The sequence below is a fragment of the Streptomyces anulatus genome (genome assembly GCF_000721175.1).
Taxonomy (GTDB): Bacteria; Actinomycetota; Actinomycetes; order Streptomycetales; family Streptomycetaceae; genus Streptomyces; species Streptomyces anulatus_C.
Window position 1 is genome coordinate 12,203 of record NZ_JOEZ01000045.1, and the last position, 17,870, is coordinate 30,072.

The following is a 17,870-nucleotide window of genomic DNA, read 5'->3' on the forward strand; positions in this document are numbered from 1 at the left end:
AGGCTCCTCATGCCCGGCTCCCGTACCGGCACGGCGACGCTCGTCCCGGCCGACACCCGGATCCCCTTCCCCATCTCCGACCAGCCCCTGGCCTGCCGCACCAAGCCCGCCCTGTTCGCCATCGAGGACGTCAGCACGGCGGACGACCCGCGCGCCCGGGAGAAGGCCACCACCGAGGCCAAGCAGGCCTGCTCCGGCTGCCCGGTCGTCACCGAGTGCCTCAAGTGGGCGCTCGCCAACCCCGACCTGACGCCGACCGGGGTGTGGGCGGCGAGCACCAAGCGCGACCGCACCCGGCTCCGCAAGCAGCTCGTCGCCCGGCTCGGTGCCGACTGGCCCGGCGTCGTCGCCGAGCAGGAGCGCCGCCGACGCGAGCGTGAGCGCACGGTGCGCGTCGCCCCGCCGACCGTCCGGGACCGGGCGTTCGCCCGTCTGGAGCTGGAGCTCGTGCCCACTCGACCCGAGCCCTACAACCCGTGGAAGCAGCCGATCACCCCTCAGCAGGCGGCAGCCAACCGGCGCGTGCTGGAACTCGCCCTCACCGGCAAGGCGGCCTGAACGGTGTTCACCGACTGGTCCGAAGCCCTCGAAGCCGAGTCCCTGCCCCTGGACCCCACCTCCGCGCAGCAGCTCGCCGCCGCGGCCCGGGTCACCGCCCGCCACTCCCACGACAAGGACGACCTCGCGTTGCTCCTGGACGTCCTCGGGCTGCCCACCGGCCCCGACACCCTCACCGCCCTGCTCCCCCTCATCCCGGAAACCGGAGACGCACCCACCATGACGACCACCCCCGCCGCCCCGGCCGTGTCCGCGCACGAGGCCATGGCGATCTCCATGCACACCAACGGCGACACCGACCAGGCCATCCGCGAGGCCACCGGCCTCAGCGAGACCGAACTCAGCACCCTCATCGCCGACCAGGCCCTCACGCTGCCCCGCACGGCCGCCGCCACCCCGGCCATCGACGTCCCCGTCATCCGGCTGCCCGTCTCCAGCCGGGTTCAGGAGCTCCTCGACTGGGCCTCCGCCCACCCGGCCGCCGCGCTCCGTAACCGTGCCGTCCGCATCACCGCCGACCTCGCCGAGCTGACCGAGCGCCGCGACAGCGAGGCAGCCCAGCGCGAGGCCGAGGAGAAGGTCGCCAGGGCCAAGGCCGAACTGGAGCGGGCGCAGGAGGAGCTGCGCACCGTGAAGGCCGGCACCCGCACCACGACGGCCGCGCCCACGCCGATCCGGGCGGGGTCGGGCAGCGGCCGCACCCGGGAAGAGCTCGCCGCCATCCGGGCCTGGGCGCGGGAGACCGGCCACCAGGTCGCCGACGCGGGCATGGTGCGCAGGTCCGTCCTGGAGGCGTTCGACGCCGCGCACCAGGCGCCGGCCCGGAAGGCCGGCTGACCCATGACCACCACCGAACCGCTGGTCCTGGACGGGTTCCTGGACGAGGAGACCGTGCCCGGCGACCTCCACGGATCGACCGCACGGCTCCGCCTCACCGTCTCCCCCACCGACGAGCGCACCGACGAGATGATCCTGCCCTGCACCGTCACCGACCCGGAGCTGGCCCACGTCGTCATCCACGACCTGGTCCCCGGCGACAAGCTCCGCGTCACCGGCTACCTCCAGCTCCCCCGCACACCGGACGAGCCGATGTGGCTCGTCATCAGCACGCTCGCCGTACTGGAGACCGCACCGGTGCTGTCCGACCCGGCCACCGCCACCACGGCCGCGCTGGAGCGGTACGGGCCGTACGTCTGCTGGCTCGACGCCGACACCCCCGACGTGGAGGTGTTCACCGCAACCGGCGCCTGGGTCGGCACCGCACCCGAGCCGAACGCGATCAGCGAGCTCCTCGAAGCCTTCGAGCAGCGCCAGGCCACCAACAGCAACTGACCCGGCCACACCCACAGGGCGCCGCGACCACGTTCAGCGCGGCGCCCCGCTGCCCCGGTCTTCCGGCCGGGCAGCGCTCCTCACCCCATCCCATTTCGACCTGGAGGCACCGTGACAACCTCTGACCCGAACTGTGTCTTCTGCGCCATCGTCTCCGAGCGGGCGCCCGCCACGATCCTGCGCGAGTGGGACGACGCACTAGCCATCAAGCCGCGCGGCGGCGTCAACGACGGGCACACCCTCGTCATCCCGCGCACCCACGTCGCGGACGCCATCGAGGACCCGGAGATCACCGCCGACACCGTGCGCCGCGCCGCCCAGTACGCGGCCGAGACCGGCGCTGACCTGAACCTCATCACCAACGTCGGGCCGGACGCCACGCAGACGGTGTTCCACCTGCACTGGCACATCGTTCCCCGGGCCAAGAAGGACGGCCTGCTACTCCCCTGGACGAAGCCCGCCGCCTGCACCGCCTGTGCCACCACTCGAGCCGGAGGGACCCGATGAGCGCCGTTCGCCTCGTCATGGCCCGCGAGCCCATCCCCGCCGGCCCCACGGTGTTCCTGGCCGGACCCACCCCCGACAAGAGCACCCCGGCCCCGTCCTGGCGGCCGGAAGCCACCCGACTCCTGGCCGAGCAGTGGACGGGCCAGACACCGCTGACCGTTCTGAGCCCCGAATCCCGACACGGCGAACGCGCCGACCGGTACGAGACCCAGGTCGACTGGGAGACCGCCGCCCGCGCGGAGGCGACGGCGATCCTGTTCTGGATTCCCCGCGACCTGCGCACCCTGCCGGGCATGACCACGAACGTGGAATTCGGGCTGGACGCCACGACGGGGCGGGCGATCCTCGGCTGCCCGCCCGACTGCCCCAACCCCGAGCGCAACCGGTACCTGATCTACGTGGCCCACCGCCACGGCGTCCCGGTGTGCGAGACCCTGACCGACACCGTGGCGGCGGCCCTCGCACTGGTTACAGCAACCACCCCGGTAATCCGCCCCGAGCAGGAGACCGCCCGATGAAACTCCCCTCCTTCCGCCGCTGCGGCCACGCCCCCGGCCCCCTTACTCCCCAGGACCAAGCCGCCCTCGACACGTTCCGCGCTAACCTCGCGGCCATCGCCGCCGTGCGCGACCCGGAGCCCTGGACCCCCGGCCGCTATCAGGCCCTCGCCGTGAGGGTCGGGCCGTTCATCGAGCGGGCGCGCACCCGGCCCGGTGACGACCACGGCCCCGACCTCATCGCCGTCTCCCTCGAGAACTCGGGAGGCCCGTACGCGCCCTACGGTGCCCGCTACCGGAAGCTGGGGTGGCTGCGCTGCGAAACAACCAAGATCCTCGGAGTCTGGAACTCCGCCTACACGCCGCTCACCCACGCGGCGGCGGGACTGGACCTCCCCGACGACATCGGCATGGAACCCGCCCACTACGCCCTCTACATCGAGGCCCGCCGGCGCGACGGCAGCCTCGACGGCCACACCCTGCTGCGCCTCGGCCCGTACACCCAGACCCGCCACGCCCAGCAGGACGGCGACCGGCTCACCGCCGCACTGGACGGACGGGAGACCACCCTCGCGCCCGGGTTCCGCGTCACTATGAGGTTCGGGCCGTTCAACGTGAGCGACCACCAGTTGTTCACCGACCCGTACGAGACCGATGTCGTCGCGCTCCTGAACGCCGCCGTCGCGGAGTGAACGGGTGACCGCTCAGGCGCCCCGATGCTCACTCTGAAGGCCCGTACCCCGCCGCGAAAGCTGTGGCGGGGTACGGGCCTTCTTGCGTTTCCGTGCGGCTCCAGAACCTCTCTGAACGGCACCCAGGTGGCTGCAGCCCCTGCGGTGCCTGGTGTGCGAAATTTCCGACACGCTTTCCGCATACGTCAGCCGACGACCTCAGCGTCCACGAGATCCTCGGAACAGCAGCAGCCGTACCTGCGATCCGTTTTCCGGCCGCCACCATGAGCTTGTTGACCGCGGTCAACGCACGTGGACTTGTTGACCGCGGTCAACACACCGTGGTGCCTGTCATGACCAGGCCCATGATGTACGGGTCACGTCGTCCGCTAGACGTGCTCTCGAAGCGCCTCGATCAAGGCAGTCAGTTCGGTCGCAGAGAGAGCCGAAGCGATCGTTGCCGCTTGAGCTGCCGGAGTCTCCCCGAGCTCCTTCATAAGGACCTGCGCGTACTCCTCAGCCTCCCCGGTGTGCTGCGCCGAGCGGCCCTGGGACGGTACGGACGACTGAGCGGGCGGTTCGGAGACTGCGGAGCCCGAGTCGGCCGACCCCTTCCGCTCGGGCACCGGCGGGGGAGCGGAGGTGTTGACCACGGTCAACACCTCGGGCGTCTCCTCGTCTGGCTTCGCGGGTTCTGCCAACGGCTCCGACGTGTTGACCGCGGTCAACACTGATGGCTGCCCATTCGCGGGGCCACCCTCGCCGACGGTCTCCGTGTTGACCGCGGTCAACACGCCTCCGCTCTTGGCTGCCCGCAACAGCTTCTTCTCTTCGTCCCGCTTCTTTGCTTCCGCCTCCCGGTGCGAGGCCAGGTACTCCATGAGGGCAGAGATGCTCAACCCCGGGTATGCCTTGAGGTGACGAGCCAGCAGACGGCCTTCTCTTTCGGGCAGGACGCCAGCACTGAGCTTCTCCTGAATGCCTTCAGGCAGGGTGAGCAGGGCCAGCTGGTTGGTCACCCAGGCCTTGGACTTACCCAGCCGCTCAGCCGCCCGAGTCTGGGCGCCGGCATCGCCCTCCCCAGCGCAGACCTCTACCAAAGCTTGGACACCACGAGCCCGTTCAACGAGATCGAAGTCCTCCCGGTCGAGATTCTCCTTGAGGAGGAAATCGACGAAGTCTTCCCTCGACGAGGCGAGGTCGTTCCGCACGACGAAATCGAGCGCCTCGAGCCCCACGTGATCCGCACTGCGGTAGCGGCGCTCCCCGTTAACGAGCACGTAGTCGGCCACGCCGACGTGATCAGCGTGCTCGGGCCACAGAGACAGGTACGCATCGCGCGACACAGCGACACACGCTGCGAGCTGCACAGCCCGCAGCTCCTCACCGAACCGGGCCTTCTGATCGTCCGTACCGAAATTCCGGCGAGGGTTCAGGGGAGTGGGCGTCACCTCGCTCAGGCGGAGCCGCACCAGCTCGTAGGTCGGCACATCGCCCTGCGCAACAGCCTTGGCCCGCCCTCGGTCACTCCGACCACGCGGCACCTTGTTGAACGACGACCCATTCCCCAGGCGGTCTGCGGCCTTCATCCCTTCACCGCCCGAGCAACGGCGCGCATCGCCTCAGACTGCTCACACTCCGGCGCCGAGGACAGCAGCGGAGCTTTGAGACGGTTGGCCTCACGCTGCTCCTTCCGTTCAGGGACCACCGCCAGAACCGGCGGATCACCGATGCCCTTCCAGCTTTCGAGGGATGACGTAGCGATGAAGCCCTTGCGGCTGTCGTACATGTTGACGACGAACCCCAACTTGGTGATGGCCACGTCCAGGTCCTCCGAGAGATCCTCGATCTGGTCGTACAGCATGTCGTAGGCGTCAGCCGAGCTGTCCTCTGCCAACACCGGGATCACCACGCCTGACGCACTGGGTTCCTCACCGCCCCGCGTACGGGCGTAGTAGAGGGCCGTGTCCATGGAGTAGCCCAGGCTGGGCGGGCAGTCGATGACGATGAAGTCGAACTCGCTCTCCAAGGGCTCCAGCGCCTTCTCCAGGGCGATCTCCTTGATACGGACATGACGTGTCGTCGCCAGCTTCGCATCGAGCAGGAACGCGTCCTTGCACCCAGGCAGAAGGAATAGCCGGCCGCCGAAAGCACCCTCCTCTATCGGCACCAGCAGGTCACGCAGCGCGCCCTTTCCCTCGCCCAGCATGTGCTTGGCCAGACTGGGCTCATCGATGGCGAGCATCTCGTAGCCAAGCTGCTTAGTCAGGTGGCACTGGGGGTCGAAGTCGACGAGCAGGACGCGCTGGCCGATCTCCGCGAGAGCCTCCGCCACGCCGGCTGACGTCGCCGTCTTGCCGACACCACCCTTCTGGTTCCCGAACACGAGACGCCTCGCACCGGTTGTGCGGGGGACACGACGGGGCGAAGGGTGGCTGTCGAGCCACAGCCGGATCGACTGGGCGATGCCCTGGTTGAACGGGATACCCCGGGTCTTGCAGACGTCCTTGAACTCCCCGTACAAGCCCGTCGGGAGGTACGTAGCGAACGAACCGCCGCCCGACGTATCGACTTGAGGGCGAGGCGTGTCTGCGCTACGCCAGGCATGGACGCCTTCCGTGACGGCATCCTTGATGTCCACGCCCAACTCTGCGGCTCGGACCTTCAGTTCTTGCCGCAGTGGGGCTGGGAGCTTAGCAACTACCTTTTCCCGATCATCGGGACTGTATGGGGCGGTCATGCGGATACCTTACTCACCCATGTGCGGGTCCGATCGAGCAACACTCGTCAGGAACCGGCGATGGCCGCAGCACCCAGGAAGAAGCTCGCCTACGACTTCAAGCGAAGCGATGGCCCTCACCAGCTCAAGGGAGGACCATCAGCAGATGCCGAAGAAGTCCCCGCCGCCCACCTACGTCGACCAACTGCTGTCCGAGCTGGCCGCCATCGAATCCGCCTACGCCACCGTCCTGAGCAACTCGCAGGTGCGTGAACGGCAAATGGACCTGGGGGCGGTACAGATCTTCGGACATCCGTGGTCGTGGGTGCCGAGCACGCCCGAAGTTGAGGCCAGCCGGATGGAACTTCTGCGGCAGGTACGCGACTGGGCTCCGCGGTTCCGGCTGCTCTTTCCTCACCCCACACCAGCTGTGCAGCGAGGCATGGACGACGGACTCCGACTGCTGGAGGACTGGCTGGTCCGCGAGGGCCGGGTGAAGCACCGTGCACCCCAGGACATCCCGGAGGCGGTGACGCAGTTGAAGAACTCGCTGACGGCGCTGCGTGAGCTGGTACAGCTGCTGCCACAGGACGACTGGGCGGTGCGCGTGGTCGTCGACACCAACTGCTTGATCGACGACCCCGACGTCACGGTCTACCGGGACGCGCTGGGCAGCCCGCGCTACATGGTTCACCTCCTGCCTGTTGTGCTACGCGAGATCGACGACCTCAAGCGCGGCCACAACCGCCTGGAGGGCCGGGAGGCAGCGCAAAGGGCAAACCGGAGGCTGAAGGCAATGCGCGACAACGGGGACGTCCGTAAAGGCGCCCGCATCGCCGGCGACGTCTATGCCGTCTTCGAGCACACCGAACCCCGCGGAGAAGGCCTCCCCACCTGGCTGGACCTGGACGTCCCTGACGACCGCTTCATCGCCTCAGCGCTCTTGCTGCAGTCCGCCCACCCTGGCTCCAAGCTGTACGCCGCGACCAGCGACATCAACCTGCAGACCAAACTTGCGGCGGTGGGCCTCCCCTACGTCGAAGGCCCCGACGCCGTGTGAGATCGATGTCTGAGCATCTGCCACTGGGTGGGGCTGCGGTGGCGAGCACTGCTCACGAGACCACGGTGGCGACATGTACGCGCCTCGCCGCGATCAGGGCGCGTACACGAACGGGTGACGGTGGCACCCAACACGGCGGTCACTGGCTAAGCTCTGTCCAACGGCCGTGGTTGGGCCGGGCCCCCTGGACTGCTCTCGGCCCATTCGAGCGTCCCAAGAGGGGGTAAAGGAGGCCAGCTTCACACCACGGCAGTGCACGCACACGCATGACTCCGGTAGCGGCTTCGTCTCGCCGTACCGCAGGGCCGACGGTACGGGGAAACAGGACCTCCTCATGCGCCGTGACCGAATCAGCAAGCACACAAAACGCCGCACCCTCTACACGAACGAGACCTACACCCAGGCGCGCTCCTCCCTGCGACCTAACCAGCCGCCCATCCCGCCCGCAGAAGGCGATGAGCAGCGTCACTTCGAAGCCGACCTCTTCCACGAGGTACTCGAATCGCACACAGACTTCACGGAGTTCGCCTTCGGAATCCGCCGGGTGCAGCCGCAGCCGACCACCATCGAGCTGGTGGTGGAGAGCGACCAGCGTGCAGGCCGGCTGCTCAGCCGGATCCTGCCGTCGTACGAACCCGACGGCGAAGTCCACTGCATGCCAGGGCTGCGGATCCGGAAGTACACCCAGCGCGGCATCGAGATCCATGTCGCAGGACGCCGGACCTCCGCCTGGCTGACGGGCGTGCCGTCAGGGGCCTGGAAGCGGCATGAACTCTCTGCTTTGGGTCACCTGTCCGACATGGGATGGCGTCCACTGTGGCGCGGACCTCAGCAGTGGTCAGACGAAGAACTTGCTTTCGAGCAGCGATGGAACACAGGAAGCTGGAATCAGTACTGGCAAGCCGGTGCCTGGTGTAGCAGCGGCTTGCTGCGGCGCCTGGGGATCTTCCAAACGACCACCCCAGCTGACGCGGTCACCGGATACAAAGGACTCGGCATCAACGGGTACGAAGGACTGGGCCCCGTGCGCTGGTGCATCGACATCATCCACCGGAGCGGCATCCCGTACCGCAGGGAACCACTGGTGGCTGCACTCACTGACCCCGAGTTCGGCTTGCCGGTCGCCCCCGCGCGCCACCTCGACGCGATCTACGCAGAGCAGAAAGACACCTGCATCCGCTTGGACGACGAAATCCGCACGGGCCTGATCGAGCTGCGCTTCCAGACCTTCAACTACCCCGAGCTGCAGCTCCATTTGTGCGCGCCTGAGCATCGGAAGATCGCGGAAGGCATCGAACGACGTATCGATCAAGCCCTGTCCCACGGCACTGAGGCTCGCTGGTCAGTGCTACCCGCACTCGAGCCAGCTGCCGACTACCGAAGCTGACGTCCAGTATCGGATTCCCCGATCGCAGCTGAGCGCCGTTTCCAATGGAAACGGCGTGGGGCCCGGCCACCCCTCGGGGTGGCCGGGCCTTTCCGCGTTCCACCGGGTCAGCGTCCGGCGTCGATTCCCTTCCACCCGTGCCCGAGCCCGCGGCGCTGTGGCCGCGACGCCGGGCCGGAGGGGGGCGGGCGAGTATTCAGCGCGTCCGTTACCTGCCGGGCAGCCGTCAAGGTGAGCCCTGCGGTTACGTGCCCGGAGGCGAGAACCCGGGCGTACGTCCCCGGCCCGTAGGCGGCCAGAGCCACCGCGAGCGCGGCCGCAGCCGTCTCTGCCGGCCCGGCGCCCCATCGGGGTTCGTCTTCGGCGGCGGGTGCCTGGCGGGGGAGTTCGCGGCGTGCGGCGAGGAGTACGGCGAGGGCCTGGGCGCGGGCTGCGTCCAGAGTGACGGTCAGCAGGGCGGGGCCGAGCTGGTGGACCCGGTGCCCGGCGAGGTTGTGCGCGGCCAGAGCCCGCCGCAGGCCAGTGCTCAGCACCGCCGGGTGCTCCTCTGTGCGCTCGGTCAAGCGGGGCGGTGCGGCTGCGTCCGGCGTGGACTCGACGCGTTCACGAAGCGCGGCGACGGCGGCCGGAATGACCTCCAAGAGCTCTGCGGCCTCCGGGCTGAGCTCGGACAGCGCTCCAGCGAGCACCTCCAACGCCGTGGCCGCGTCCTCAACGGCGCCGTCGCTCCACCGGTCAGGACCGGAGGCGTCGGCAAGAGCACACGCGGCGACAACCGCGCTTTCGGCCAGCGGTTCCAGGAGGGTGGTGGAGAGTTTCATGTCCCGCCCAACGAGTACGGCCAGTCCGCGTGATGCTGGCACTCCATGATCGCGGCTGGTCCGGCTCGACGGCCACAGCGGCCCACCAACCACTGAGTGGTGGGCCGCTGGCGCGTGGGCTCATCGCAGGGGCGAGGTACTTCAACGCAAGCGCTCCCGCTCGATTCGGCCCGAACGCTCGCGTGCGGATTCGCACGCCGCGCCATCCGGATCAGGGCCCGGTGAGGATGTCGTGAGTGCCGATGCGGCGCCAGATCACGTGGGGGGTGTTGGGGCGGAGTGCAGGCCCGTATTGCCAGGTAGCGCGTCCTGCGGGTCCAGTGCCCATGGACCAGGTGAGCTCGTAGATGCCTGATGCGCGTTGGACGCGCTTGATGCGGAGGCCGGTGCGGAAGCGTCCTCCGGTGCGCAGGTCGTCGACGAAGGCTGTCACGGTGCGGCGGAAACGGTGGCGTTGTTCTGGGGTGAGGCGGTCCAGGTCGGTGGTGAAGCGGGTCGTGGTCTCGTAGGTCGGCACGTCGGTCCTCCAGGAAGCACGAAGCCCCCGGGGCTGCCGGGGGCGATGGGTGGCCTACTCGTCGTGAAGGGAGTCGGTGACGTGGTGCAGTGCGCGGCGTTCTTGGCAGTTGGGTGGGGGAGCGGTGCGTAGGTGTACGTGTTGTGGCGGTAGAGGCGTCTGCTGTCGAACTTCGGGGCGTGTGAGGTGTGTGTGACTGGGTACCGCGCAGCATTTACATGGCCTTGGTGGTGTCCGCCGGGCGGGCACGACGTCGCCGCGAGTGCCCGCCGTAGGGGATCGGCCGTGAGGTTCCGGTGAACTCTCCCGCCCCACGGGATCGGTCTTTTGTGCAGGTCAGAGCCGGTGTCCTCTGTGGGGATGCTGAGTGTTGCGAAGGTGCAGAGGCGGAACGCGTGGCGGTACTACGTGCGCGGGGTGGCGTACGGGGACGGTCGCCGTCCGGTGGGCCAGTCGTTGAAGGACGCCCAGGCGGTGGCCGGTCTCCCGCCCGGGAGGTGGTGGGGACGCGGCCTGTCCGGCCTCGGGCTGACCGAGGGCGCGGAGGTGTCCGAGCGGCAGCTGGAGCTGCTGTTCGGGCAGGGCCGGCACCCGGACGCCGACCGGATCGAGCGTGGCCTCCTGGACGACGGAGCCGACCCGGCCACGGCACGGCTGGCCACCGTGCTCGGGCAGCCGATCGAGGAGATCGAGGCCCGCAAGCAGATCCCCCTGCTCGCTCTCGACTTCAGCTACCGGCCGCAGGCGTCCCTGATCGTGCTGTGGGCGCTGGGAGATGCTCACACGCGGCGGGTCATCGAGCGGGCGCACGAGCGGGCCGTCGCCCAGGCGCTGCGCTGGCTCGAGGACGAGGTAGCGGAGACTCGGTGGTCCTCGGGCCGCGGCCGCGCGAAGACCCCGGCCCTCGTGGTCGCCGCGTTCCGGCACTACGACAACCGGGACGGATTCCCGCTCCTGCACGACCACTGCCTGATCCTGAACCGCGTGCAGCGCAGGGACGCTGACGGCGAGCCGGTGTGGGGCGCCCTGGACACCCGCCGCCTCTACCGGCATGTGGTGGCCGCCGGAACGCTCTACACCCTGACGATGACGACGGAGGTGTGCGAGGAGCTGGGACTGGCAACGGCCCCCAGGGAAGTGACGCCGGGCCTGCGCCCGGTGATGGAGATAGCCGGTGTCGACTCCGAGCTCATCGGCTGGTCCTCCACTCGCCGCCAGCGGATCGAGGACGTCCTGGAGGGCCTCACCTACACCTACGTTCAGGAGCACGGGCGGCTGCCCGGCGAGAAGGCCCGGCACGGTCTCGGGTGGTGGGCGGCGCAGGACACCCGCCCCGAGAAGAAGACCTCGCGCCCCCTGGAGCAGCTGCTCGCCTGGTGGAAGGCGTCCGCGCTCCTCAAGTTCGGCCGGCAGATGGTCGACGGGCTCCTTGAGCGCTGCCGTACGGCGGGAGCGGCGATCCGGGCCCGGGTCGATCCGCACGTGGACGCCGTACTCGCCGCCGTTGACGTCGCGGCGGTCGTCTTCACCGTCCGAGGTAAGTTCGCCCGCCGCCATGTCCTGGCCGAAGCCCGCCGGCATCTGCTGGAGACTCTGCGCGGCCAGGAGTTCAGCCGCGGCCTGGACGACTACATCGCAGACCGTGCCCTGGCCGCCCACGGCCGTCAGTCCACCGTCGTCCAGCCCGGCCGCCGGACCCCGGCCGCCGACCAGCTCTTCTACACCGCCGACTTCGCCGAGCCCGACCGGTGGTGGATCGCCGGGACCGACGGCAAGCCGCCCCGGGAGTCGAGCCGGTACGAGCGGGCCCGGGTCGCCAGCCTCGCCGTCCAGAACGCGATCCGCGCCGCCCGCCCCGCACCCGCCGCACAGGACGACGCCCCGGCCGCGACGGCCGCCGCGCACTCCGGCGACCACCAGCACGACCAGACGTCGGACGCGCCGCACGCCGTCGACCTCACGGCCCGGGATGCCGCGCTCACCCCGGCGCAGCGGGCCGCCGCCATCCACACCCACCAGCAGGCCGCGATGCCCGAGGAGTACCTGGAGGGCCGTACGGCCGCCCCGGCGACGTCGCGCACACCGCAGGACCCGGAGGGCCGTACGACCGACCCGGAGACGTGGGCGCGCACACCGGAGAACCTGGAACGGTTCGCGGCCTTCACCCGAGAGGCCAACGCCCGCCGCCGCGCCATCGAGGAGCGGGAGCTCCCGGCCGCCGCCGATCCGCCCGGACCGGCCGACCAGCGCCGCCAGGAGCACGAGCAGCAGCACCAGCAGCCCGGCCAGGGCCAGGGCCTCCAGCCGTGACAGCCCGCCTGGGCCCGTCGGGCGGGACGGGCGGCGAAGTCACCGGGCCAGACGCCGGGACGCAACCGGTCCGCCACCGCCGAGACCACGCAGGAGCAGCGAGGGTGAGGGGGACCGCTCCCTTCGAGCACGGAGACCTCATGGTTGCCCCGACGCTGCCGCACCTGTCACCGGCGCAGCGTGAGCGTCTGGAGCAGCTCGCCGAGGCGGCCCGGCTGCACGCGGCGCTCTACCCGGTACCGAAGCCACCAGCCGTCCAGCGCCGTTCCCGCTCACGGCAGTACCCCGGCGGCCGGCCGAGCCCGTGGCGCACCGCACGGGGCCGCCGCCGGGGATGAGTGGCCACGGTGGAGTTCACCGCGCGCCCTGTGAGTGGATCGTTGGCCGGGGGAGTGGAGACCACGGTGGAGCGCATCGGGTGGCCCACTTGGTGCGCTCCACCCGGTGGGGGAGTGCGGAACAGCCCGGCATCCGGTGCGCTCGGTGCGGTGCATCGGGCGCACCGGTGCGCCCGCCGACGATGCCGTGCACTCCCACCCACCGCACCGCCGCACCGCACGCTCCACCGGCGCGCGTCGGAGTGGCCGCCACTCCCGCTCGCTCCACCGGATGCGTGCACAGAGGGTGACGGCGAATCGGATGCGGTGCACTCGATGCGGACCCCTTGACCAGGTCCGCCGCCGGATTCCACCCAGCCCATCGGGTGGAAAGCAACCCTTGTCCAGCTACGAGTTCCCGAGCGATCTTCGACGTTTCTCCTTGACCACGTCCGCTACCCCTTCGCGGGCGGCACGCACCGAGCCCACGATGCACGGTGGCGGAGGGGAGATCTCTCCCTCCCGGCACGCCGCTCACCGTCACCGTCCGTAGGAGCGGTGCGCGGCGCGAATGATGCCGTGCGCGGTGCGTTCCACCGGGTGGAAGCGCACGACATCGTCCGCATCGAGTGGAGAGTGGAGGCCATCGCGAAGCGCACCAGAGCGGGTGGAGTCCACTCGGTGCGCTCCTCTGGGTGGGGGAGTGCGTTACATCGCGCGCAACTCAACGCACCGTGCGCGCGCCGGTCCGCACTCCCATGCCACCGCCTGGGACCTCCGGTGCGCGTGGCGCGTGCCGCCCACCGCACGGCCCGGCCTCTACGATCCGCGCGTGGGACAGACCCCGGCACAGAAGGCCGCCAAGGCGGCACGCGGGCAGCAGCCGAAGAAGCGGCCCGGCAAGGCGGAGCGCGAGGCGATCAAGCGGGCGCAGGCGGCGAAGAAGAAGACGGGCGGCGGGAAGCCGGCGGCGAAGAAGACGGTGCCGCTGCCGCGCGGTTCGGTACGGGCCGCGTACCCGGGCACCTGCCCGGCCTGCTTCAAGGGCTACGCCAAGGGCGAGATCATCACGAAGGTGACCGACGGCTGGGGACACCCCGGCTGCGCGCCCAGGAAACTGTCGGCAGCCGAGCGCGAGTTCGCCCGGAACAAGGCCCGCATCGAGAGCGGCGAGACATTCCGCGGCCAGAAGCCCTCGGACTGGCGGCGTGGATCCTCGCCGTCCAGCACCCGGCCCGCCCGCTGAACTCCAGCCGGAAGATGTGGCGTCGGTCACGGATAAATCGCCAAGGGCAAGGCGTTTCTGGGGCATAGAAGACGCCGATCGGTGCTGAGCGTCAGACAGCGGACAAGGGGGTCTTTCCGACGGTGGCTTCGGCTCGTGCGCGCATCGGCGTGCGGGCCGGACGCTCACCGTCCCGGCCAGCCGGCCGGAGAAATGCGAGGACACCGTGCCCGCTGACTTCATGCCCGACCCCGCCCGCGAACCGCACGACACCGGCCACCAGGCGCCCGCCGGCGACGTCGACCAGGTCCCGCAGGCCCCCTCCACGGGCCCCTCCATCACCCCCTCCACGCACTCTTCGCCCGCCCGACGTGTATCCGCAGGTCAGCCCCGGCGGAACAGGGCTCGCGTCGCGTTCGACAACCCGTCTAAGTCTTCTAAACAGACATGGAAGCCAACCCACACCCGAAAGAAGGAAGTGCTGAAGGCTCTCGGGATCTTCCAGAGGGCTACCGCTGAACACCTGTGGCGGATGCTGCGCCCCGGAGACAGCCACGACCGGATCACGAGGGACACCCTCAACGCCCTCAAGGGCGACGGGAAGGTCCGGGTGGAGACGCGGCTGGAGTCGAACCACCAGCTGTGGGTGCTTACCGAGCGAGGACACAAGGAAGCCAAGCAGCTGCTGCCGGGAACCGTGCGGGTCTCCGCGCTGCGCAAGCTCGAGTTCGACGACGACGGGGAGCCGGTCACCGGCGAGGGCTTCGACGAACACGCGGCCGCCGTCACGATGACCGCAGCCGTCCTCACCGGGGCCGGGTACGGCACACCGCTGTCCTGGCAGACCGAGATCGCCCACCGCCTCCCGTACGGGTACACCCAGTACGCCGACCTGACGATGCGCGCCCCGGACGTCGACGTGCCCGCGATGCTCCTGGAGGTCGACCGCGTGAACGAGCCCGTCGACGTCCTGGTGGCCAAGGTGCGCCGCTACACCGAATGGTTTGAGCTCCTGGTGCCGAAGGCCGACAAGGCCAAGGCGCACGCGGCCCGGCGCGACGGGGCGACGGTGCATGACTTCCGGCTGTGGTCGCGGATCTACCCGGCGACCGGCCGCGAGGGCTATGTGCCCCTCGCGTTCGTGTTCACCGGTAAGACCAAGGCGCAGCGGGCCAGCAGGATGCGACGGCTGGAGCAGGCCGCTCGTTCCTACTTCGCCGGCGCCAAGTACGCGGGCGGTGACATCACGGCCGTCGACTACCACCAGGCGCTGCCCGTGGTCGTCACCGAGTTGGAGCGGATCACGGCCGATCCGAAGGGGGCGGCGGGGAAGGTGTGGCGCAGGCTCGGGCGCGAGAAGTGGCAGACGCTGACGGAGGCCCTGGACAACCCCGACGGTGACCGGCTGTACGTGGTGCAGGCGGAGCAGTCCCGCGAGCGCCAGAAGGAGCGTGAAGCCGCGGCACGTGAGGCGCAGCGGCCCGTGTGCAGGCGCTGCGGAGCGAAGTTCACCGACGTCCGGTGGCAAATGGTCCGGCAGTACCGGGCTGAGCAGTTCAACGAGCTGTGCGGGCCGTGCCTGACCGAACACCATCAACAGGAGAAGGCGGAACAAGCCGCGGAACGCCGGGCGGAGGAAGCCGCCGCCCGGGAGGCGGCCGAAGCGGAGGCGAAGAAGAACCGCGGCCTGTTCGGCCGCCGCCGGTAGGCGCAGGACGCGACGCTAACGAACTCGGTGCTCTACGTTCTCGCCCGCTTGGTCCCGCGACCGCGTCTCCAACCGGGAGACCAGCGGGGCCGGGCGGAAAGGACCGTCACCATGACCTTCATTGAGCCCGGCCTGTACGTACGCAACGGCTTCGCCGAAGGGCCGCTCGCCGACGCCGCGCTGTCCCGCGCGGCCCGCGCCGGGCAGCTCCTCGACGAACTGCAGGAGCGGGCGTCCACGATGACCGACGGCCAGCTGCGCGACGGCGTCTACCGGGCACTGCGCCGCTTCACCGAGGAGCAGCCGTCCACGTGCCAGGTCGACAGCATCACCGCGCTGATCCGCCACGGGGTGCGCATCGACTGGCCCGCCTCCGACCGTCTGCCCTGCGCCTGACGCCCGCCCTGCGGGAAGGGCACCCCTGCACCCTCCCGCAGGGCGGGAGGGGCCGGACTGTCGGTCGCCGCCGGCCTTCCGCTGTCGGGGTGGCTGGGAGGCTGGTCGGATGAACGCCGGTGATGAGCAACTGCTGCGCGGCCGGGTGTACGGCCACGACCACGACGACCCCAACCCGGGCCCGCTGCCGCACCAGACGTACGCCGTGCTCGTCGGCGGGCCGCTGGACGGCCTGCTGCTCGACATCACCGGCTGGCGGCCGGAGGAGATCCAGGACGGCGTCGCCCTGATGACCGAGCTGGGGCGGTGGCCCGGCGGCCGGGCACTGTACGACCCGCTCTCCGGCGAGCCGCGCCCGCCGGGCGGCCCGGGTGTGGTGTGCCGCTTCCACTACTCCGGCGACACACCCTGACGCCCGCTGTCTACGGCTTGCCTTCGGTCAGCGGGCCGGCGGTGTTCTCGATCCACAGCAGCGTCCACTCGACTCCGGCCCGCCACCCGGGTTCCGCGCTGTCGTAGCGGCCTTCGGCGTCGGCGCGGATGTTCGCGGCGAGGGCGCGCAGGTCTTTCTGCAGGGCCTGCCGCTTGGCGGTGTCCATCGCCTGGATCATTTCGTCGGTGATATCACCGGGTCGCAGTGTGCTCATCGCCCCACTTTGGACGACGTCCCCCGCTGATGGCCACATCTTCAGGGCGCTGACCTGTGACGTGCGGTGGCGATAGCGTCCTGCCTCATGACCACCACCGACACGATCGCGGCCCTGGCTCTGTCCGTCGCGGTCGTCGCTGCCGTTGCCGCCATCGGTTCCTGGAGGGCAGCGCGCAACTCCAACGGGGCCGCGCAGACCCTGTCCCGGATCGAGCAGCAGCGCCTGCACGCCGATCTCACCCCGCACTTCCGCTGCATGGTCGTGGCCAACGAGGCCCGCTCCACCGCCATGCTGCGGGTCCACCTCGAAGGACCGCCCGGCCTGCTGTCCCACGGCGCCATCGAGATCACCACTTCCCTGCGCAACGACAACCCGCACCGGGGCGATGGACCTCACCTCGCAGGCACCCCGACTCCCGAAGAGGTCCGCGCCCACATCTGGGGGCCGTGGAAGTTCAGCGCGGACGGCCGCGACGACACCGGCCGCACGGTCGCCCCGCAGCAGCTGACGATCGGTGAGTGGACGCGCTACGGCCTCACCCCCACTACGCCGCCGTCGTGGTCGGCGGACACCGCGGACGCCTGGCGCCGCGACTACGCGAACGAGCCGGTACGCCTGAGCATCACCGCCAGGTCCAAGGGCAGCGAGTGGACCGTGCCGCTGGAGGTCCCAGTCACCATCGAGGCCGCTTCCTGAGCACGGCGGGCCAGGAGTCGGTGATGTGGTCGAAGCCGCTCATCGTCGGCGTGAGATCGTGAGCGCACCCCACAGCGTGCACAGCCGCGTCCCCGGGTTCTCCGCGAGGTTCAGCGCCTGCTCCACACTGAGCAGCGGCGCGCCCTGCGGCGCTTCCTCGCAGTCTGGCGCGTGCAGCACCCCCGGGCCGGGCCCCGCCCCTCCCGTACCTTCGCCAGCACCCAGTCCGAAGGCCGATGCTCCCCGAGGACCTCACGGACCACCGACTGGGGCGCTGGCGGAAGGTGCTCGCGCCTGGTCGTAGTCGACGCTGTCGACCGGCTGCACATGGTCGGGAGTTCTCACCCAAACCCGGTACTCCGCCGTCTCTAGGCTGCCGTCCTACTGATGAAGAGGCGGAACTGCGTCCGTGCATAATTCGGCCTTCCGTGGTCATCGGCGGCTGCTACGGTTCCGGCCTGAGCGAAGTGGCTGGGGGTGCCCGTGTCCAAGACTTCGG

Annotated in this window: 21 protein-coding genes; 15 read left to right on the plus strand and 6 right to left on the minus strand. The window is 70.0% G+C overall.

Annotation, left to right across the window (positions count from 1 at the left end; genetic code table 11):
* The first annotated feature begins 9 nt into the window (after nucleotides 1-9).
* From IG90_RS0134950 to IG90_RS0134975, 6 genes are all read left to right on the plus strand, one after another.
* Nucleotides 10-558, plus strand: a complete 549-nt coding sequence (locus IG90_RS0134950; protein WP_030594020.1) for a WhiB family transcriptional regulator — start codon at nucleotides 10-12, stop codon at nucleotides 556-558.
* Between the two features lie 3 nt (nucleotides 559-561).
* On the plus strand, nucleotides 562-1,395 hold the full coding sequence (locus tag IG90_RS0134955) for an Lsr2 family DNA-binding protein (RefSeq protein ID WP_030594022.1): 834 nt from the start codon (nucleotides 562-564) through the stop codon (nucleotides 1,393-1,395).
* A 3-nt stretch (nucleotides 1,396-1,398) separates the two neighbouring features.
* Nucleotides 1,399-1,890 carry a hypothetical protein gene (locus tag IG90_RS0134960; protein ID WP_030594024.1) on the plus strand — a complete coding sequence of 164 codons (492 nt, stop codon included), beginning with the start codon at nucleotides 1,399-1,401 and terminating at the stop codon, nucleotides 1,888-1,890.
* 111 nt (nucleotides 1,891-2,001) lie between these two features.
* Nucleotides 2,002-2,397, plus strand: a complete 396-nt coding sequence (locus IG90_RS40095; RefSeq protein ID WP_078585513.1) for an HIT family protein — start codon at nucleotides 2,002-2,004, stop codon at nucleotides 2,395-2,397.
* Entirely contained in the window at nucleotides 2,394-2,915 is a 522-nt protein-coding gene (locus tag IG90_RS0134970) for a nucleoside 2-deoxyribosyltransferase domain-containing protein (RefSeq protein WP_051860381.1), read from the plus strand. The genes IG90_RS40095 and IG90_RS0134970 overlap by 4 nt, the downstream gene beginning before the upstream one ends.
* Complete coding sequence (locus IG90_RS0134975) at nucleotides 2,912-3,586, plus strand: hypothetical protein (protein ID WP_030594030.1); 675 nt, start codon at nucleotides 2,912-2,914, stop codon at nucleotides 3,584-3,586. Before IG90_RS0134970 ends, IG90_RS0134975 begins: the two co-directional genes overlap by 4 nt.
* Nucleotides 3,587-3,954: 368 nt before the next feature.
* On the opposite strand, the gene IG90_RS0134980 is transcribed toward IG90_RS0134975, so the two are convergent.
* Nucleotides 3,955-5,154: a ParB/RepB/Spo0J family partition protein gene (locus tag IG90_RS0134980; RefSeq protein ID WP_030594032.1), complete on the minus strand. Its 1,200-nt coding sequence runs from the start codon at nucleotides 5,152-5,154 to the stop codon at nucleotides 3,955-3,957.
* Nucleotides 5,151-6,305 (minus strand): ParA family protein, encoded by a 1,155-nt coding sequence (locus tag IG90_RS0134985; RefSeq protein WP_030594034.1) that lies wholly within the window; start codon nucleotides 6,303-6,305, stop codon nucleotides 5,151-5,153. The genes IG90_RS0134980 and IG90_RS0134985 overlap by 4 nt, the downstream gene beginning before the upstream one ends.
* A 145-nt stretch (nucleotides 6,306-6,450) precedes the next feature.
* On the opposite strand from IG90_RS0134985, the gene IG90_RS0134990 reads away from it, so the two are divergent.
* Together IG90_RS0134990 and IG90_RS0134995 are read left to right on the plus strand one after the other, a co-directional pair.
* The gene (locus IG90_RS0134990) at nucleotides 6,451-7,344 is read left to right on the plus strand and encodes a PIN domain-containing protein (protein ID WP_030594036.1); all 894 of its coding nucleotides are present in this window, start codon (nucleotides 6,451-6,453) and stop codon (nucleotides 7,342-7,344) included.
* 334 nt (nucleotides 7,345-7,678) lie between these two features.
* Nucleotides 7,679-8,731, plus strand: a complete 1,053-nt coding sequence (locus IG90_RS0134995) for a hypothetical protein (protein ID WP_051860382.1) — start codon at nucleotides 7,679-7,681, stop codon at nucleotides 8,729-8,731.
* Nucleotides 8,732-8,838: 107 nt separating this feature from the next.
* Here the strand turns inward: IG90_RS0134995 and IG90_RS40960 are convergent, their stop codons facing one another.
* The gene (locus IG90_RS40960; protein ID WP_051860383.1) at nucleotides 8,839-9,552 is read right to left on the minus strand and encodes a hypothetical protein; all 714 of its coding nucleotides are present in this window, start codon (nucleotides 9,550-9,552) and stop codon (nucleotides 8,839-8,841) included.
* Nucleotides 9,553-9,763: 211 nt separating this feature from the next.
* Complete coding sequence (locus IG90_RS0135005) at nucleotides 9,764-10,069, minus strand: hypothetical protein (RefSeq protein WP_030594042.1); 306 nt, start codon at nucleotides 10,067-10,069, stop codon at nucleotides 9,764-9,766.
* Between the two features lie 360 nt (nucleotides 10,070-10,429).
* Here IG90_RS0135005 and mobF point away from each other — a divergent pair, with 360 nt between their 5' ends.
* From mobF to IG90_RS0135035, 6 genes are all read left to right on the plus strand, one after another.
* Nucleotides 10,430-12,379, plus strand: a complete 1,950-nt coding sequence (mobF, locus tag IG90_RS42925) for a MobF family relaxase (protein ID WP_030594044.1) — start codon at nucleotides 10,430-10,432, stop codon at nucleotides 12,377-12,379.
* 140 nt (nucleotides 12,380-12,519) lie between these two features.
* On the plus strand, nucleotides 12,520-12,717 hold the full coding sequence (locus tag IG90_RS0135015; RefSeq protein WP_030594046.1) for a hypothetical protein: 198 nt from the start codon (nucleotides 12,520-12,522) through the stop codon (nucleotides 12,715-12,717).
* Between the two features lie 811 nt (nucleotides 12,718-13,528).
* Nucleotides 13,529-13,942 carry a hypothetical protein gene (locus IG90_RS40105; protein ID WP_030594048.1) on the plus strand — a complete coding sequence of 138 codons (414 nt, stop codon included), beginning with the start codon at nucleotides 13,529-13,531 and terminating at the stop codon, nucleotides 13,940-13,942.
* A gap of 457 nt (nucleotides 13,943-14,399) precedes the next feature.
* On the plus strand, nucleotides 14,400-15,629 hold the full coding sequence (locus tag IG90_RS0135025; protein WP_233436169.1) for a replication-relaxation family protein: 1,230 nt from the start codon (nucleotides 14,400-14,402) through the stop codon (nucleotides 15,627-15,629).
* A 111-nt stretch (nucleotides 15,630-15,740) separates the two neighbouring features.
* Nucleotides 15,741-16,025: a hypothetical protein gene (locus tag IG90_RS0135030; RefSeq protein ID WP_030594052.1), complete on the plus strand. Its 285-nt coding sequence runs from the start codon at nucleotides 15,741-15,743 to the stop codon at nucleotides 16,023-16,025.
* A gap of 109 nt (nucleotides 16,026-16,134) precedes the next feature.
* Nucleotides 16,135-16,437: a hypothetical protein gene (locus IG90_RS0135035; RefSeq protein WP_030594054.1), complete on the plus strand. Its 303-nt coding sequence runs from the start codon at nucleotides 16,135-16,137 to the stop codon at nucleotides 16,435-16,437.
* A gap of 10 nt (nucleotides 16,438-16,447) precedes the next feature.
* Here IG90_RS0135035 and IG90_RS0135040 read toward each other — a convergent pair whose 3' ends face one another.
* The gene (locus tag IG90_RS0135040) at nucleotides 16,448-16,672 is read right to left on the minus strand and encodes a hypothetical protein (protein WP_157846380.1); all 225 of its coding nucleotides are present in this window, start codon (nucleotides 16,670-16,672) and stop codon (nucleotides 16,448-16,450) included.
* An 87-nt stretch (nucleotides 16,673-16,759) separates the two neighbouring features.
* Here IG90_RS0135040 and IG90_RS0135045 point away from each other — a divergent pair, with 87 nt between their 5' ends.
* Nucleotides 16,760-17,371 (plus strand): hypothetical protein, encoded by a 612-nt coding sequence (locus IG90_RS0135045; RefSeq protein ID WP_030594058.1) that lies wholly within the window; start codon nucleotides 16,760-16,762, stop codon nucleotides 17,369-17,371.
* Nucleotides 17,372-17,410: 39 nt separating this feature from the next.
* Here the strand turns inward: IG90_RS0135045 and IG90_RS46410 are convergent, their stop codons facing one another.
* Nucleotides 17,411-17,551, minus strand: a complete 141-nt coding sequence (locus IG90_RS46410) for a DUF6233 domain-containing protein (protein WP_233436170.1) — start codon at nucleotides 17,549-17,551, stop codon at nucleotides 17,411-17,413.
* Nucleotides 17,552-17,870 lie beyond the last annotated feature (319 nt).

What these genes read in the sequence shown, in the direction of transcription:
- IG90_RS0134950 (WP_030594020.1), top strand. Translation starts at nt 10, where the DNA reads ATGCCCGGCTCCCGTACCGGCACGGCGACGCTCGTCCCGGCCGACACC.
- IG90_RS0134960 (WP_030594024.1), top strand. Translation starts at nt 1,399, where the DNA reads ATGACCACCACCGAACCGCTGGTCCTGGACGGGTTCCTGGACGAGGAG.
- IG90_RS0134970 (WP_051860381.1), top strand. Translation starts at nt 2,394, where the DNA reads ATGAGCGCCGTTCGCCTCGTCATGGCCCGCGAGCCCATCCCCGCCGGC.
- IG90_RS0134975 (WP_030594030.1), top strand. Translation starts at nt 2,912, where the DNA reads ATGAAACTCCCCTCCTTCCGCCGCTGCGGCCACGCCCCCGGCCCCCTT.
- IG90_RS0134980 (WP_030594032.1), bottom strand. Translation starts at nt 5,154, where the DNA reads ATGAAGGCCGCAGACCGCCTGGGGAATGGGTCGTCGTTCAACAAGGTG.
- IG90_RS0134985 (WP_030594034.1), bottom strand. Translation starts at nt 6,305, where the DNA reads ATGACCGCCCCATACAGTCCCGATGATCGGGAAAAGGTAGTTGCTAAG.
- IG90_RS0134990 (WP_030594036.1), top strand. Translation starts at nt 6,451, where the DNA reads ATGCCGAAGAAGTCCCCGCCGCCCACCTACGTCGACCAACTGCTGTCC.
- IG90_RS0134995 (WP_051860382.1), top strand. Translation starts at nt 7,679, where the DNA reads ATGCGCCGTGACCGAATCAGCAAGCACACAAAACGCCGCACCCTCTAC.
- IG90_RS40960 (WP_051860383.1), bottom strand. Translation starts at nt 9,552, where the DNA reads ATGAAACTCTCCACCACCCTCCTGGAACCGCTGGCCGAAAGCGCGGTT.
- mobF (WP_030594044.1), top strand. Translation starts at nt 10,430, where the DNA reads ATGCTGAGTGTTGCGAAGGTGCAGAGGCGGAACGCGTGGCGGTACTAC.
- IG90_RS0135015 (WP_030594046.1), top strand. Translation starts at nt 12,520, where the DNA reads ATGGTTGCCCCGACGCTGCCGCACCTGTCACCGGCGCAGCGTGAGCGT.
- IG90_RS0135030 (WP_030594052.1), top strand. Translation starts at nt 15,741, where the DNA reads ATGACCTTCATTGAGCCCGGCCTGTACGTACGCAACGGCTTCGCCGAA.
- IG90_RS0135035 (WP_030594054.1), top strand. Translation starts at nt 16,135, where the DNA reads ATGAACGCCGGTGATGAGCAACTGCTGCGCGGCCGGGTGTACGGCCAC.
- IG90_RS0135040 (WP_157846380.1), bottom strand. Translation starts at nt 16,672, where the DNA reads ATGAGCACACTGCGACCCGGTGATATCACCGACGAAATGATCCAGGCG.
- IG90_RS0135045 (WP_030594058.1), top strand. Translation starts at nt 16,760, where the DNA reads ATGACCACCACCGACACGATCGCGGCCCTGGCTCTGTCCGTCGCGGTC.